Genomic DNA, 15,582 nt, shown 5'->3' with positions numbered 1-15,582 from the left:
TAATAAGGAGTGGTTGAGTATGAAACATATTGTGAAAGGCATTGCGATGTCCATGCTGACACTAGCGATGATATCGGCGGTTTCCGGCTGCGGACGCGAGCAGCGCCAAGGCGGGACGGATATAGCGCATAAGGCGTCCGATCGGGGCGTGATGCCGAATGCTACAGGCAACGTCCATGGCTTGGGCAACCACTATAACGCTCAGGGCGGAACGGCTTGGCAGTCGCCGGGACCGTACAATACGCCGGCGCCGCTTAATGTGGCGGGTGACGGAAATACGAATCTGGAGAACAGTCAAGCGATCGCCAATGAAGTGGAAGCGATGGACGGCATCAAGTCGGCAAACGTGTTCGTCTTAGGCCGAACCGCCTTCGTAGGCTGCGGGCTCCATCCGGGAGCGGGCGTAACCAACGGCAACGATCCGTCGACGAATAATAAAACGATCGTTGACGTAACGGACCAAATGAAGACGCAGATCGCGGATAAAGTAAAATCGATGAACAAAAATATCGACAACGTATTCGTATCCGCCAACCCCGATTTCGTGCAGCGGATGGACGTCTACGCCCAGGATATCAAGAACGGCAAACCCGTATCGGGGTTCATCAAAGAGTTCTACACGACAGTCGAGCGCATCTTCCCGTTCCAGGCAGGCACGCCGGGACGGTAAGCAACAATAAAAGAACTTCCGCCGTTTGGCGGAAGTTCTTTTATTTCGGTAGGAGGTTCCGTAAATCACCAGTTGCCACTTAGGAACCGGTTCTCCATTTCGCATCAGGGAAACCACTGCCGATGTTCCTTACACAAAACTCAAAGAACCTTCCATCGCCCATCCGCCGTATAAAACAGCAGATGGAGGAACAGAAGGTTGGGTTGAGTGAAAGGGGCATCCGTTAAATCTTTAATTCCCCAAGCTTGATCAGCTCGACAACTGCTTGTGAACGACCTTTTACGTTCAATTTCTGCATCACATTGGAAATGTGGTTGCGCACGGTTTTTTCACTGATAAAGAGCTGCTGTGCAATATCTTTGGTCGTTTTGTCTTGCACCAGCAGTTCGAAAACCTCGCGCTCACGATGCGTGAGTAAAAACTTGCTTTTGTGGTCGCTGCCCTTCAATGTGTCACCCCTCCTTGCCTGGGATTTAGATAGTTACAAGGTAAAGGGATACAGTCAAATCATATTATGAGCGGCCATGACTTAAGGTGCTTTATATCATGAAAAATGGGCTTCAAACCCGTTTAAGGCTGATTTCCAAGGTACAAGTGGACCTGCAGGTATAGCTTTAACGGATTTCAGAATGGTAATTAGCAGAAGATGGGGAGATTCGTGCTTTCTGATTCTGGCGTACATACCCGAAGATGCTCGAATGAACGGAATAATGTGATAAAATGAAATCAGGACTAAAGTAGTTTAAGGGGGAATTACGATGAAATGGCAGGAAGTCAGAGATTTGTTTCCCGACCAATTTGTACTGCTTACCATACTTGACTACAAAGAAGAAGATGACCAAAAAATAATTACCGAAGTAGCGCCTATCCGGGCGGTATCTGAGAAGGATGCGAACAGAGAGTTTTTTGGCGCTGAACCAGGGAACATCGTTTATCACACTTCTAATAAGGATTGTGTCATTCATTTGCGCAAGGATCCTTTGTTGAGAGTGAGACGAGGCTCATGAAGATTAAATATGACGGACAACTCCTTACTACTACGATAACGATATGTTATCGCGGGAAAATATTGCAGATCGCAGATGCTGTAATTGATACAGGCTCATCGCATACCGTATTCAGCCCGGATGTGTTGGAGGTAATTGGTGTTACATATGAGAATGGTGACCCGGTTTATGAAGCTTACGGAATCGGTGGAACGGTACCTTTTTACACTAAAGTGATGGATTATATCCATGTTGATACTCTTAGGATAGAGCAGGTGGAAGTTGATGTCGGGATCCTCCCTAAATCGCATAAAGGATTGCTTGGATTGGATATTTTGAAAGCATACGGTTTTATTGTGGATTTGGATAAACTGGAACTTTACTCACCTCAGTGCAATGACCTTTAACCGCGACAAAAATACGGTGCGCTACTCCTCGAATTCTAATCTTCTTAAACTTGAAAATGGAATCCCAAGCTTCAAAATCTACCATTCCTATGTTACCTTTATTTGTATCCTTTACTATAAAACGATTCAAGGTGGGTAACGATGCGTGTTACGCAGCTAGAGATGTTTCGCGGATTGACGGCGATCGAGCAGGCGCGGCTGCACGGGAAGCTGGAGCAGATGAAAGCTTCGCATGGCGAAGTTATTTTTAATCAGCATGATGAAGGCGACAGTATGTTTATCATATATGCCGGCCAAGTCGAGCTGTTCACGCAAGGGGATGACGGACAGCTCCATCCCCTCGTTTTGCTGCGGGAAGGCGACACGCTCGGTGAAATGGCGCTACTTACCGGAGAGCCCCGAACGGCGACGGCTTTGGCGCAAGGCGACACGACGCTGCTGCGAATCGATGCGGCGACGTTCCTGGAGCTGACGAATGAAAGCCCGGCCATATCGGGCTATTTCATCCGCTTGTTGTCCAAGCGGCTCGTTTCGACTAACCGCGAGCTGCACAGCTCGAAGGAGGAGAAGCAGAAGCTGGTAGGCGACGAGCTAAACGCGCTCCCTGAACCCCTGCGGCGGAGTCTTCTGTATAGCGCTGCGGCGCCGTTTGCCAGTCTTCGTTTTCTCGCGTGCTATCTCGGTAATCCGGCTTTGCCTGAAGCATGGGAGGAGCACCGGAAGCTTGCCGTATTCGTCAATGCCGATCGTTTCGACCGCGATCGGATTACGATCGATCCGGCTTTTCGGAAGACGTTAGGCGAAGCTTTCGCTAAAGAGTTCGGGCATGAAGAGAGAACCGCGTACATTCGCGAGCTGGCGACTTATTTGACTGACGAGGGAAACGCGCTTGAAGCGGTCCGCTTATTGGGCGAGAGCGAGGAATGGAGGCTGCTACTCGAGTTGATCGACCGACTCGAAGAAGACGGGAAAGATAGCGTTCAAGACGACTGGCGGACGCCTGCGTTCGCATACATGGATCGCTGCCCGGATGCCGTGTTATTTGGCCGTTATGCGATATTCCTTCAATATGTAACGCATGAACTCGATTCCGCGAGCGATGCCGCTTTCGCGAAGCTGGAGGCGGCCTTGAGCGGCCGCAAGCACTATTTTACGGATGCTCAAGCCGAGGAGCTGTATCAGCTCGGCGCCGACTTTTGCAGGCGGCGAAGCGACCCCGACAAAGCGCTCGAATATATTAATATGGCGGCGCTTTTATCGGAAACGGTTCCGCATTCATCCACCGATTCGAATGGGGAAGGTGGGCGTTCATATTGGCAAGCAAAGCTGTCGCTGGACAATCTCAAGCGCAAAATCCGCGTGGAAGAGGCGGGCAAACGCTTTATCGGCCAAAACGGCTGGGGTGCGGTCATCGCCGTCCTGCTCGCAGCCGCATGCGTGCTGTTTTTCCGTTTGTCCGATCCGATCGGCGGTTTATCGCGGGAAGGAATGGATTTTGTCGGCGTAGCGCTTGCGGCTGTGCTGCTCTGGATCGTGAACATCGTTCCGGATTTTCTGGTCGCGTTATTTATGGCGATGTATTGGGTGCTTAGCGGCATCGCGGAGCCGAACGCGGCTTTATCCGGCTTCGCCGAGCCTGTTTGGTTTTATATGCTTTTCATTTTGGCGTTAGGTACGGCGATTACGAAGTCCGGCATTTTATACAGGCTTTCGCTGATCGCGCTGAGGGCGTTTCCCAAGAGCTACAACGGGCAGCTTTGGGGAATTACGATTAGCGGACTGCTGCTTAATCCGCTTATTCCATCCTCCACGGCCAAAGCTACGCTCGGCGTGCCGATCGCCAAGACGATTTCCGAATCGATGGGCTTCGCTCACAGAAGCAAAGGCGCAGCCGGGCTCGGTCTTGCGGCAATGGTGTTTTACGGTTTTATGGCGCCGTTTTTCCTGACCGGATCGTATACGAACGTGATGGCCTACGGCTTAGTACCGGGCCAGAACCAGCTTTCCTGGTTTGCCTGGATGGGCTATGCGCTGCCACCGCTCCTGCTTTTCGTCTTGGGGATGAAGCTTTGCATCAAGCTGTTTTTTAAACCGGATTCGCCCGGCAAACCGCTGTCGGACCAAGTACTGCAGGAGCAGTTTCGCATTCTCGGCAAGCTGACTAGGGACGAGAAAACGACGCTTGCCGTAACGATCGGCTGCATCGGTCTCATGATGCTGCAGCCGCTGCATGGCATCGATAACGTATGGATCATGCTCCTCGGGTTTGCGGCTTTGATCGTTGGCGGCGTGCTGGACAATAAGACGCTAAAAAGCGGCATCGATTGGCCGTTCCTGCTGTTTATCGGGGTTGCTTTCAGCTTTACGCAGGTCGCTGCGCAGCTTGGCGTCGTCGATGTGCTGACGGGTTCGCTTGCGGAATATATGGAGCCTTTTATGGGGTCGCCATATGCGTTTTTGCTCGCCGTTATCGTGATTTCGTTCCTCGTTACGCTAGTGATCCGGGACGATCCGGCGGTCATCGTGCTGGTCATGTCGATGCTGCCATTGGCGGCGCAGATCGGCATTCACCCGTGGGTGCTCGTGTTTGTCATTTTGCTGTCGACGGACCCGTTCTTTTTCCCTTATCAGTCGCCTACTTATTTGACGGCCTATTACAGCAGCGAGGAAAAAGCGTTCACGCACAAGCAGGGGAAACGTGTGGCGTTATGTTATGCGGCTGTCGTCGTCGCTCTCGTAGCGCTTTGCGTGCCGTACTGGAAGTTCATCAATCTGATCCTGTAGCCTATAGCAGGCCGCAAGAGAGCGGTTATAGCGTTACAAAGCTTGGGTTTCATTGCTTACCCCCGGGCAAATCGTTACAATGGGATATAGCACGGAGAGTGGGGAGCGTTCAGTAATGACTGCGTGGTATGAACAAAGCTTTGGCAAAGATTATTTGACCGTATACAAGCATCGGGATTTGGAATGCGCCATGTCCGAGGTACGCAAAATGATCCGCTGGCTCGATCTGCCGATGGGGGCTGAGGTACTCGATTTATGCTGCGGGATGGGCCGCCATTCGCTCGCGTTGGCCGAAGCCGGTTATCGGGTGACGGGGATGGATTTGTCGGATGCGCTGCTCAGACAGGCTACAATGTACGATACCGAGCATTCGGTTACCTGGGTACGCGGCGATATGAGGGACGTGCCGCTTAAAGGGCCTTACGATGCTGTGGTCAACCTGTTTACGTCTTTCGGGTATTTTGCGGATGACCATGAGAATATACGCGTTCTTCATGAAATCGACAGGCTGCTGGAGGACGGCGGCAGGTTCATTATCGACTTTCTGAATGCGTTTTACGTTGAACGGCATCTCGTGCCTTTTACGAAGCGCGAGGATGGAGCTCATATTATAGAAGAAAGCCGTTCGATCGAAGACGGCTGCGTGCGCAAGCTGATCGTCATCCGTGAAGAAGGAAAGCCGGAGCGCCGGTATATGGAGCAGGTTAAGCTGTACCGGATCGGCGATTTCGAAAGGATGCTTACGGCTACGTCGCTCAAAATAGACGGTATTTTCGGCTCGCCCGACGGGACGCCATTTCAAGAATCGGCATCCAAAAGACTTATTTTGGTCGGCACGAAAAGAGCGGGGGAGCAGCATGGCGGTTAATCCGATTATACGCGGTACGAAAATATGGGAAGACGGCGTGCTTCAGGTGAAGGTCCCGCTGCCTTTTCCATTAAGGTGGGTAAACGGCTATATTTTGCGGGGGCAGCAAGGGTTCACCGTCATCGACCCGGGTTTACATACGAAAGACGCCGAGACGATTTGGGAGCAAACGCTAGACGAGAATGGCATCGGTTTCGGCGATATCGAACAGGTTGTGCTGACTCATCATCACCCGGATCATTACGGGATGGCGGGCTGGTTTCAGGAGCGCAGCCATACGCCTGTCCGCATGTCGGCCGCAGGATATGACCAAGTCAAGCAGCTATGGCGGGACGGCATGCCGATAACGCAAAAGATCGCCGACTTGTTTCAAAAGCACGGCTTGACAGGCGAGCCGGCTGAGCGGCTTGTGCCCCATCTCGACAGCTTCGTCCCCCTTGTTTCGCCTCAGCCGGAAGTTGCGGTTATCGAGCCCGGAGCTGCCGTGCAGCTTGGCTCAAGAACCTTCGAGACAATCCATACGCCTGGTCATGCCGAGGGCCATCTATGTTTTTATGACAGGGAACGGCGTCACATGTTTTGCGGGGATCATGTGCTTCCGCAAATTTCTCCCAACGTCAGCTATATTCCAGGTTTTGATGAAAACCCGCTTAAATCTTTTCTGGATAGTCTTCGCGACATGCAGCAATATGAAACGGACAAAGCGTATCCGGGTCACCGGGAGCCGTTCGCATCGTTCGTACGGCGTGCCGGCGAGCTGATCGCGCATCACGATGAGCGGCTCGCGCTCATGCATGCCCGCTTAGCCGAGCCCATGACGGCATATGAGCTTTGTATTCGGATATTCGGTACCCGGCTATCGATTCATCAGCTTCGGTTCGCCTTATCGGAGACGCTTGCGCACCTGTTTTATTTGCAGGCATTGGAGCGCATCCGTGAAGAGCAACGGGACGGCATCTCGGTGTTTCGGGCTTGTTGAGGCAGACGAGCCGTGACGTAAAGAATTGTTGCCTTCAGGCAAAAGGTTTCCATTGACAAAAAAAGATTGGATGCCTACAATTTAAATCAGGAACCTAATCTTTTACCGCCTGCATAGGATAAGTAAAGCTCGACAGCTAGGCGTTCGTTCCTTTGAGCCCCAAATTTCCAACCTCTAACAGCCGCTTATTCGTGATCCGGAGCAGCGACAGTAGAGGTGTTTTTATAACTCAGTGTTGCCCTTACGCAACAAATTTAGCTAGTACCATGTTTTGCGGTTTTGCATATACAAGAACGGAGATGACACAAGATGAGCCAAGACACAGGAATAGGGCTCGCGCAAGAGCAACAAGCCGGACAGCCGAATGCAGCATGGCGTATCAATGACGGAAGGGCGTCGCTGCCGGAAGTGCACCGGTCGCTCAAAGTGCCGGTGAACGGCTCGTGGTTCAAAAAGTTTTTAGCCTTTGCCGGGCCGGGATATTTGGTTGCCGTCGGTTATATGGATCCGGGTAATTGGGCGACGGACATCGCCGGAGGCTCGGCATTCGGCTACACCTTATTGTCGGTCATCCTGATTTCCAATTTGATGGCGATTTTGCTGCAGGCGCTCGCCGGCAAGCTTGGCATCGTCACGGGAAGGGACTTGGCGCAGGCTTGCCGCGATCATTATCAGAAGCCTGTCGCATTTACGCTGTGGCTGTTGTGCGAGCTTGCGATAGCGGCCTGCGATCTTGCGGAGGTTATCGGCTCGGCGATTGCGCTCAACCTGCTGTTCGGCATTCCGCTCGTATATGGCGTAATGATAACGGCAGTTGATGTTTTGATCGTGCTGCTGCTGCAAAATAAAGGGTTTCGTTATATCGAAACGCTCGTAATCGTGCTGATCGTAACGATCGGCGGATGCTTTCTCGTGGAAATGTTCCTGGCGAAGCCCGATATGGGCGGCATCGCCAGAGGGTTCGTGCCAAGCGCAGAAATCGTAACGAATCCGATGATGCTTTATATCGCCATCGGGATTTTGGGCGCGACGGTTATGCCGCATAACTTGTATTTGCATTCGTCGATCGTGCAGACGCGCAGCTTCGAGCAAACGAGCCTCGGCAAACGTCAGGCGATCAAATACGCCACTTGGGATTCGACGATCGCTTTATTTTTCGCTTTATTCATCAATGCGGCCATTCTGATTATCGCTGCGGCTACGTTCCACAGAGCCGGCATGACGGAGGTTGCAGAAATCCAGGAGGCGTACAATTTGCTGACGCCGCTGCTGGGGACGACGATCGGCAGCATTCTTTTCGGAGTCGCGCTGCTGGCTTCGGGGCAAAACTCGACATTGACGGGAACGCTGGCCGGGCAAATCGTTATGGAAGGTTTTCTGAACCTGCGGCTTGCGCCGTGGCTGCGCCGGCTCATCACGCGTTTGATCGCGATAATCCCCGCCGTGATCGTAACGGCCATGTACGGGGAGAGCGGGACGGCGCAGCTGCTTATTTTGAGCCAGGTTATATTATCGCTGCAGCTTTCGTTTGCGGTCATTCCGCTTGTGAAATTCACGAGCGACAAAGCAAAGATGGGCGAGTTCGTCAATCGGCCGTGGCTGAAGGCGCTGGCTTGGACGGTCGCGGTTATTATCGCCGCCTTGAACGTTTATTTGCTGGTTCAAACGTTTTTCGGATGGTAAACGAAGGGGTTGAACAAACCGGATTAAGCTCCAATAAAATGGGCCATGAGCTTCAATACGACAGCTTACCGTCAGCGTGCAAATCAAACCGCCCGCGAGGCGGTTTTTTTGTTCAAATTTTCCGGTTACCACGCCGGTCCTTTAAAGGAGGGCAAAGCCGTTCATTCCTACGCTGCCATTAAGGCTCCTCTATATGCTTTAGTCCGAAAATAGCCCGCTTGGAGCAAGGAATCGAGGTTCGCCAAACGCTGGAGTCCGAATTAGCCGGCTTGGAGAACGGATTTACCGGTGTGCCTAGCAAAATACCCGCTGGAAGCAGGCGTTTTCGGACTACGGGCGGGGAAAGGAAGCCGGACTCGATTCCAAGTGGGCAAAATCGGACTGCAAGCGACGAACAGGATGGGCAAGCGGGTATGAATACCGGTTAGAGGACGGTAAATGTCAGACGTGACAGGAAGCGCCGAAGACGAACAAGAGGTAATGGGGATGGGGCACCAAAGGAGCTTAGCCATGGCCACATTTGAAATCGTGTTTCTACCTCGTAATAGCCGTTTATCCTTGTTGAAATCCGTTCAAAAACTTGGACAAAATATGGTTATAAAATATCCGGGGGCTCGTATACATAGTAGTACAAACAGGCACTCGGCGAATTGTCGGGATGCCGGACATTCGGGCAGCAGGTTTAGCGACTTGCCGCTAACGATACTGCGTTTCGGTCGAAACGCTCGAGGAGGAATCGTAATGGCTATGAAAGGACGAATGCGCTGGCTGGCCGCAGCGGCGATTATCGTCGTGCTGACGTCCGGTTGCTCGACATTCAAGGATAACACCAGCCAAGGAATCGATCCGCCGCCGATCGGGGCGGAGGAAATGATGAACGGCGGCAAGCAGGCGGGAACGGAGACGAGCGCTCCGGTATCCGCCGCGGAGTCTCAGCAGGTAACGGTCTACTATAAGAATGAGAAAGGCTTCATCGCGCCCCTCAGCATCAACGTTCCCAAGAAAGAGGGGATCGCGGCGCAAGCGCTCGAATATTTGGTGGACGGAGGGCCTGCCCAAAGCATGCTTCCCGCAGGCTTTACGGGCTTGCTGCCCAAAGGAACGAAGCTTACGGTGAACATCAATAGCGAGCAAAAGCTGGCGACGGTCGATTTTTCCAAAGAATTTGCCGCATATAAAGCCGAGGACGAGCGAAGACTGTTGGAAGCCATTACTTGGACGCTGACCGGCTTTACGACGGTGGATAAAGTGCAGCTTCGGTTAAACGGCAAGGATCTCAAGGAAATGCCGGTCGCCAAAACGCCGCTCGACGCTCCGCTCACCAGAGCGAAAGGGATTAACATGGAGCTCGCGCCGGGAGCCGAAATCGGCCAATCGACGCCGGTTACGGTATACTTCTCGAATACGGATGCGGACGGCAATCGTTATTTCGTTCCGGTTACGCGGATGATCAACCGGACGGAGCAGGATCAAGTGGCGAAAGCCGCCATCGATCAGCTTATTAAAGGCCCGTCCTCCAGCAAAGGGCTGTCCAAGGTTGTTGCGCCGAATGCAGAAGTGCTGGCCGTCAAGCTTTCGGAAGATAAGAGCACGGTAACCGTCGACTTTACGGATAAAATATTGGAGCAGGACAAAAAAATATCCGCTGACGCGCTGCAAGCGGTCGTTCTCTCGGTAACCGAGAATACCGGAGCCTCCAAGGTGCAAATCATGGTTAACGGGGATGTAAAAGTAACGGCCGCGAATAACGAGAATTTAAGCAAGCCGGTGATAAGGCCGACAAACATTAACCCAGTCAAAATGTAAAGGGCCATTATCCGCTGCCGAATCGAAGAAGAGGGCGAAGGCCCTCTTTTTCCGCGTTTGATCCGGAGATCCCGTGATGCGGCAGCAGCTGCTCAAAACTAGGCATCTTGGGGTTCCTTGATCGGTTTTGGTAAAATGAAGTATACTTTACGCTGAGGGGGACGACTGTTATGAGAATAGACGGAAGGGCCGGCGACCAGCTGCGGCCGATTACGATAACGACAGATTACATAAAACACGCGGAAGGCTCCGTGCTTATCGAGGTTGGGGATACGAAGGTCATTTGCACCGCGACGGTGGAGGACCGCGTTCCGCCTTTTATGAAGGGGCAAGGCAAAGGCTGGATCACGGCGGAATATTCGATGCTTCCGCGCGCCACTCAGGTCCGCAATCAGCGCGAATCGGCTAAAGGTAAGCTCGGGGGCCGGACGATGGAAATTCAGCGGCTGATCGGGCGCGCGCTTCGTTCCGTCGTCGAGCTCGATAAAATCGGCGAGCGCACGATTACGCTCGATTGCGACGTCATTCAAGCTGACGGAGGAACGCGCACGACATCCATTACGGGGGCTTTCGTCGCCATGGCGATTGCGATTAACAAGCTTGTCGAGGCGAAGCAGCTGGCGAAATTTCCGATTACCGATTTTTTGGCGTCGGTCAGCGTCGGCATAGTGGGCGGCGAGCCCGCGCTTGATTTGTGTTACGTTGAGGATTCGTCCGCTAAAGTCGATATGAACGTGGTCATGACCGGCCAAGGCAAATTCGTCGAGGTGCAAGGAACGGGCGAAGAAGCCCCGTTCTCGAGAGACGAGCTTGACAGCCTGCTGGAGCTTGCAGAATCGGGCATCCAGTCGATGATCGAGCTGCAGCGTCAGGTGCTTGGTCCGATTGCGGGACGAATTGGGGGAACGGCGCATGCGGCAACTGTTTCAGGCAAATAAAACGCTTGTCATCGCCACGAGGAACCGCGGGAAAGCAGCAGAATTCGCCAAACTGCTTCAGCCCTTCGGCATCGAAGTGAAGAGCTTGAACGAGGTGCCGGATATGCCCGATATCGTCGAGGACGGGGCTACCTTCGCGGACAATGCGCTGATCAAAGCCCGCACGATCGCCGAAAGGCTGGGCGAGCCTGTTCTGGCCGACGATTCGGGACTTTGCGTAGATGCGCTTAACGGAGCGCCCGGCGTCATATCGGCGCGTTACGCTGACGAGCATGCGACCGACGCTATGAACAACGCGAAGCTGATTGCCGAGCTGGGACAGCGCGTACAGCCGCATGAACTGCCTGCGCAAGCGGGCGGCGAAACGGCCGGCGGCGAGCGGCATCCGCTCGTGCTGAGCGGCGCCGCCTTCGTCTGCGCGCTTGCGCTGTACGATCCGGCATCCCGCGAAACGCTGCATGTCGAAGGCGAGTGCCTCGGCTTCATCATCGGCGCTCCGCGCGGCGAAGCCGGCTTCGGCTATGACCCGCTCTTCTATGTGCCCGAGCTGGGCCGCACGATGGCGGAGCTTTCCGCCGAGCATAAAAATAAAATCAGCCACCGCGGCGAAGCGCTGCGGAAGCTGACGGCAATACTGGAGAGCGGGGGATAATCCCGCTCTCTTTACTTTATAGTGGGAACTGTTGTCTGCGCTTGAGTCCGAAAATATCCGCTTGGAGCAAGAATTCTAGGTTCCCTATCACTGTAATTCGATTTCGCCTGCTTCGCGAATGGATTCGCCGATGTGCCGGGCCAAAAAGCCGCATCAAGCGGGCAATTTCGGCCTGCATGCGAGGAGGCGAATCCGGAATCGATTGCAAGCGAGCAAAATCGGGCAGCAGTGTTGCAAGCGATGAGCGAGGGACTCCGCAACGCGCGCCTCCCGTCGCACGGTGCTCGGTCACACGTCGGCGGTCGAACCTTCTTGTTAATCCTTGTTTAAAACGTTCAGTACCCGCGCTCGTATTGCTTCGGCAGCTGCGGTTTTCCGCCGAGCGCGCGAAGCGCATGCGTCGCCCAATACGGATCGCGCAGCATGCCGCGTCCGACGGCGACAAGGTCGGCATCGCCATTGGCGACGGTCGCTTCTGCAAGCTGCGGCTCGTCAAGCAAGCCGACGGCGATGACGGGGACGTTTAGCTTCTCTTTCACCGCGCGAGCGAACGGCACCTGATAACCGGGATAATTGCCCGGCTTCCGCGGTCCGGCGGGCCCGCCCTCGCCACCGGTGCTAACGTGGAACAGGTCGACGCCGGCTTCCTTATACCGTTCAAAGACCGCAAGGCTATGGTCCAGATCGTACCCGCCTTCCATATATTCGATCGCCGATACCCGCATGAGAAGAGGCATGCCGTCCGGGAGGACGCTTTTGACCTCGCGAATGATTTCACAGCCGAATAATGCGAGATCTTTGCCATATTCGTCGTCTCTCCGATTCATGCCGGGAGAGTGGAATTGGTGGATTAAATAACCGTGCGCCCCGTGAAGCTCGATCGTGTCGACGCCGGCTGCGACGGCCCGTCTTGCGGCTTCGCGGAAGCGGCCGACCATATCGCGTACCTCCGCGGTTTGCAGCGCACGGGGCATTTTGGCGTCCGCAGCGAAAGGGATCGCAGACGGCGCTACCGGAACGGCCGCATCAAGCGCCTTTCTTCCGGCATGGGCGATTTGAATGCCGATCTTGGACCCGTAGCGATGCACTTCGGAAACGATGCGCGCAAAGGCCGGGATGTGATCGTCCGACCAAAAGCCAAGGTCGTAGTCGGAAATGCGGCCGTCCGGCTCGACATCCGTCATTTCGACGATAATTAGGCCGGTACCGCCAACAGCACGCGATACGTAGTGCACCAAATGCCAGTCGTTCGGCTTTCCGTCTTTATCCGCTACGGAATATTGGCACATCGGGGGCATGACGATCCGGTTGGACAAGGATAAATTTTTGAGCGCAAAAGGCTCGGCTAAACGCGGCATGGCTGCTTTCTCCTTTTCGATGAGTTAATAGATATTGTACGCAATAAACTTTATTTTGAAAAGTCGTTTACCTTTCATGCATAGCCATCGAAAAGGAAGTGAATATCGATCGGGAGGGGGCAACCTGCGATCTGCTCAGAAGTGTCGTCGAATAGCGGTTGGGCGTCGTCCGACCCGCATCGCAAAAAAAACAAGCGGCCGTTTTCGGACGTCCGCTTGCTTCGGGATATAAGACAACTACATGCTGATTTTATAGGTTCGCAGCCAGGTGTCCATCTGAATCAAATACGCGAATAGCTGCGGCGTGCTCATCAGCTGTCCGAACCAAGGAAAGTTGGAACGCGGCGTCGCCGTGTCGATCAGTTCTCGTATATTGGCGGCATTGATTAGCGGGAGCAGCGGAGAAGTAGAGTCGTTCACGATATCGCCGAGCCATACTCTAACTTTTTCGAGGTAATTCGGGTTATGCGTTTTCGGATAAGGGCTTTTTTTGCGGGTGAGCACATCGTCAGGAAGAATGCCGGCCATCGCTTTGCGGAGAATGCCTTTTTCCCGGTCGCCGGCCGTTTTCAGCTCCCAAGGAATATTCCAAACGTATTCGACAAGCCGGTGATCGCAGAACGGAACGCGGACCTCCAGTCCGACCCCCATGCTCATCCGGTCCTTGCGGTCCAGAAGCGTGGGCATGAACCGCGTAATGTTCAAGTAGGAAATTTCTCTCATTTTCCGCTGCTGCGGTGTTTCGCCGTTCAAATGGGGAACCTCGTCGAGCGCTTGCCGGTACCGATCCTTCAAATACTGCTCCGGCTTCGTCCAATCGATCAGCTCGGGCGACATGATTTGCAGGCGTTCCGTGAAAGCGAGAGACCATGGGAACGTTTCGGCCTGCAGCGCATCTTCGCGATGAAACCACGGGTACCCGCCGAAAATTTCATCTGCAGCTTCTCCGGATACGGCTACGGTTGCGCCTTTTTTGATTTCGCGGCAGAACAGGAAGAGCGATCCGTCGATATCGGCCATACCGGGAAGATCCCTTGCCTGCATGGACGGAATCAGCGAATCCGCAAGCTCCGGCGTATCGAATTGGTACGAATGCGGCTGCGTACCGAGAAATTCGGTCATCCGTTTTATCCAAGGCGCGTCGGAATTGGGCTGATAAGAATTGGCCTGAAAATGCTTGTCGTTGTCCACGTAATCGATTGAATAAGTATGCAGATTCCCTTGGTTGTTCCGTTTGTAATAAGATGCGGCAATCGCGGTCAGCGCGCTCGAATCGAGACCGCCCGACAGCAGCGTACAAACGGGGACGTCGGAGACAAGCTGGCGTTCCACCGTATCGATAAGCAGCTCTCGTACGCGTTGTACCGTAGCGTCCAAGTCCTCGGAATGCTCCGAACCGACTAACGTCCAATAAGGACGAATGCTCGAGCCGTTGCGGTCGAATACCATCGCATGTCCGGGCTTCAGCTCATTCAACTTTTCGTAAACGCCGACACCCGGCGTGCGTGCAGGGCCGATCGCGAACAATTCGGCGAAGCCCTGCGCACCGACTTTGGCGGGGAAGTCGGGATGAGCGAGTATCGCTTTCGGCTCGGAGCCGAATAGAAGCACGCCGTCCAGCTCCGCGTAGAACAGCGGCTTTACGCCTACTCTGTCGCGTGCCAGAAACAGCGACTGCTCCTGATCGTTCCACACGGCAAACGCAAAAATGCCGTTCAAACGGTCGAGGCAAGCCCTGCCCCACTCGATGAACGCGACAAGCAGCACTTCCGTATCGCAATGCGTCGTAAATTTGTACCCGCGCTGAAGGAGCTCCTGGCGCAGCTCGATCGCGTTATACAGCTCCCCGTTATAAACGAGCGTGTAGGCCACATCTCCGTTCAGCCGGGTCATCGGCTGCGCGCCGTTCTCCGGATCGATGACGCTGAGACGCCGATGACCGAGAGCGCAGTGCCTCGAGATCCACGTCCCGGAGGCGTCCGGACCGCGGGCGGCCATCGTTTCGGTCATATTTACAAGAATGGAAGGATGGCGGGTCAAATCGTTTTGCCAATCGATCCACCCCGTTATTCCGCACATTCGCAATCATCTCCTTCCAGCTTACTGACATCAAGCATCGATGCCCGATTCGACATCAGCGACCATAATGATACAGGGTATGCGGCAAAAGCGGAGAAGATGTCTGTCCGGAAATGCGGCGGTCGGGTGAGACGTGGAGCGAGCGTGTGCAAACAAGCAGGACTTTGGACAAGTGAAGGGTACGCGAAAATGCAATGTATAGGCGGGGATCCACCGCGGAACGGGTTTAAGGGAAAGCTTGCGGGACTCCGGACAAATGAAGGGGTGCGTGCGTTATACAAAGTATGCGGGATGCGGACAAATGAAGGGGGACGTGCGTCATACAAAGTATGCGGGATGCGGACAAATGAAGGGGGACGTGCGTCATACAAA

The 15,582-nt window shown here is 53.9% G+C and carries 14 protein-coding genes; 11 read left to right on the top strand and 3 right to left on the bottom strand.

The genetic code is table 11. The features are described 5' to 3' along the window. Window positions 1-19: 19 nt before the first annotated feature. Window positions 20-670 (top strand): YhcN/YlaJ family sporulation lipoprotein, encoded by a 651-nt coding sequence (locus DQG23_RS08440; protein WP_113030363.1) that lies wholly within the window; start codon window positions 20-22, stop codon window positions 668-670. Between the two features lie 223 nt (window positions 671-893). Here the strand turns inward: DQG23_RS08440 and DQG23_RS08435 are convergent, their stop codons facing one another. After that, window positions 894-1,118: a helix-turn-helix domain-containing protein gene (locus DQG23_RS08435; protein WP_010271013.1), complete on the bottom strand. Its 225-nt coding sequence runs from the start codon at window positions 1,116-1,118 to the stop codon at window positions 894-896. Between the two features lie 310 nt (window positions 1,119-1,428). Here DQG23_RS08435 and DQG23_RS08430 point away from each other — a divergent pair, with 310 nt between their 5' ends. The 10 genes from DQG23_RS08430 (at window position 1,429) to DQG23_RS08390 (ending at window position 11,773) form a co-directional block, all read left to right on the top strand. Then, window positions 1,429-1,677: a hypothetical protein gene (locus DQG23_RS08430; RefSeq protein ID WP_113030362.1), complete on the top strand. Its 249-nt coding sequence runs from the start codon at window positions 1,429-1,431 to the stop codon at window positions 1,675-1,677. Continuing rightward, a complete protein-coding gene (locus DQG23_RS08425) occupies window positions 1,674-2,063 on the top strand; it encodes a retropepsin-like aspartic protease (RefSeq protein WP_113030361.1) in 390 nt (129 codons plus the stop codon). Before DQG23_RS08430 ends, DQG23_RS08425 begins: the two co-directional genes overlap by 4 nt. 141 nt (window positions 2,064-2,204) lie before the next feature. Beyond that, complete coding sequence (locus DQG23_RS08420; protein ID WP_113030360.1) at window positions 2,205-4,847, top strand: SLC13 family permease; 2,643 nt, start codon at window positions 2,205-2,207, stop codon at window positions 4,845-4,847. A 115-nt stretch (window positions 4,848-4,962) separates the two neighbouring features. Continuing rightward, entirely contained in the window at window positions 4,963-5,715 is a 753-nt protein-coding gene (locus DQG23_RS08415) for a class I SAM-dependent methyltransferase (RefSeq protein WP_113030359.1), read from the top strand. Then, entirely contained in the window at window positions 5,705-6,694 is a 990-nt protein-coding gene (locus DQG23_RS08410; protein WP_113030358.1) for an MBL fold metallo-hydrolase, read from the top strand. The genes DQG23_RS08415 and DQG23_RS08410 overlap by 11 nt, the downstream gene beginning before the upstream one ends. Window positions 6,695-7,003: 309 nt before the next feature. Continuing rightward, a complete protein-coding gene (locus tag DQG23_RS08405) occupies window positions 7,004-8,377 on the top strand; it encodes an Nramp family divalent metal transporter (protein ID WP_113030357.1) in 1,374 nt (457 codons plus the stop codon). A 218-nt stretch (window positions 8,378-8,595) separates the two neighbouring features. Beyond that, the gene (locus DQG23_RS41770; protein WP_146762264.1) at window positions 8,596-8,805 is read left to right on the top strand and encodes a hypothetical protein; all 210 of its coding nucleotides are present in this window, start codon (window positions 8,596-8,598) and stop codon (window positions 8,803-8,805) included. A 313-nt stretch (window positions 8,806-9,118) separates the two neighbouring features. Further along, window positions 9,119-10,183 (top strand): GerMN domain-containing protein, encoded by a 1,065-nt coding sequence (locus DQG23_RS08400; RefSeq protein WP_238177801.1) that lies wholly within the window; start codon window positions 9,119-9,121, stop codon window positions 10,181-10,183. A gap of 170 nt (window positions 10,184-10,353) precedes the next feature. Next, window positions 10,354-11,121, top strand: a complete 768-nt coding sequence (gene rph, locus DQG23_RS08395) for a ribonuclease PH (RefSeq protein WP_113030356.1) — start codon at window positions 10,354-10,356, stop codon at window positions 11,119-11,121. Then, window positions 11,096-11,773, top strand: coding sequence for a non-canonical purine NTP pyrophosphatase (locus tag DQG23_RS08390; protein WP_113030355.1), 678 nt, complete (start codon window positions 11,096-11,098; stop codon window positions 11,771-11,773). Before rph ends, DQG23_RS08390 begins: the two co-directional genes overlap by 26 nt. A gap of 335 nt (window positions 11,774-12,108) precedes the next feature. Here DQG23_RS08390 and DQG23_RS08385 read toward each other — a convergent pair whose 3' ends face one another. Then, entirely contained in the window at window positions 12,109-13,131 is a 1,023-nt protein-coding gene (locus tag DQG23_RS08385; RefSeq protein ID WP_113030354.1) for an NADH:flavin oxidoreductase/NADH oxidase, read from the bottom strand. A gap of 237 nt (window positions 13,132-13,368) precedes the next feature. Continuing rightward, window positions 13,369-15,210 carry an asparagine synthase (glutamine-hydrolyzing) gene (gene asnB / locus DQG23_RS08380; RefSeq protein WP_113030353.1) on the bottom strand — a complete coding sequence of 614 codons (1,842 nt, stop codon included), beginning with the start codon at window positions 15,208-15,210 and terminating at the stop codon, window positions 13,369-13,371. Window positions 15,211-15,582 lie beyond the last annotated feature (372 nt).

This window comes from Paenibacillus contaminans (assembly GCF_003285015.1).
Classification (GTDB): Bacteria; Bacillota; Bacilli; order Paenibacillales; family NBRC-103111; genus Paenibacillus_V; species Paenibacillus_V contaminans.
Note: the sequence above shows the minus strand (reverse complement) of the source record. Positions and strands in the feature narration are given on the sequence as shown.